This is a genomic window from Putridiphycobacter roseus, from assembly GCF_003234935.1.
Taxonomy (GTDB): Bacteria; Bacteroidota; Bacteroidia; order Flavobacteriales_D; family Crocinitomicaceae; genus Putridiphycobacter; species Putridiphycobacter roseus.
The window spans coordinates 1-523 of sequence record NZ_QKSB01000091.1 but is presented as its reverse complement, the minus strand read 5'-3'; the positions used below and the strand labels follow the sequence as shown (position 1 = coordinate 523).

Genomic DNA, 523 nt, shown 5'->3' with positions numbered 1-523 from the left:
TGGCTGATCTTGAAATCAACGAAGGCGTGCTGGCCTTCTTTGTCGACAACATAATCAGCGGCCATCACCTGGCCTGCCGACAGCAGAGCAGAACCGATTGCCAGCGCGGCGAGTGTCTTTTTCAACATGCTTTCTATTCCTTGTGAGTCGAGGTTGAACATCAGGCTTTGCGCCCCAGCATTCGCTTAAGGGTCGCATCACGATCGATAAAGTGGTGTTTCAAAGCAGCCACGCCGTGCAAGCCGGCAAAGACCACCAACACCCAGGCGAGGTACAGGTGCACCACGCCAGCGGTGTCCGCCTGGTCCGGTAGACCGGAAACCACGGCAGGAATGTGGAACAGGCCAAACACCGGGATCCCGACACCGTCTGCGGTGGAAATCAGGTAACCGGCAATCATCACGGCAAACAGGCCGATATACAGGAACGCGTGGCCAAACGCGGCGCCGATACGAGTCAAGCGGCTGTAGCTGGCCAACGGTGGTGGCGGCGGGCTGATCAAACGCCAGACGATACGCACCAG

Annotated in this window: 1 protein-coding gene; it reads right to left on the bottom strand. The window is 58.1% G+C overall.

Going from position 1 to position 523, the window contains the following annotated elements; translation table 11 throughout:
- Positions 1–160: 160 nt before the first annotated feature.
- The coding region (locus DNU06_RS17645; RefSeq protein ID WP_111064801.1) for a cytochrome b at positions 161–523 on the bottom strand (363 nt) is incomplete at its 5' end.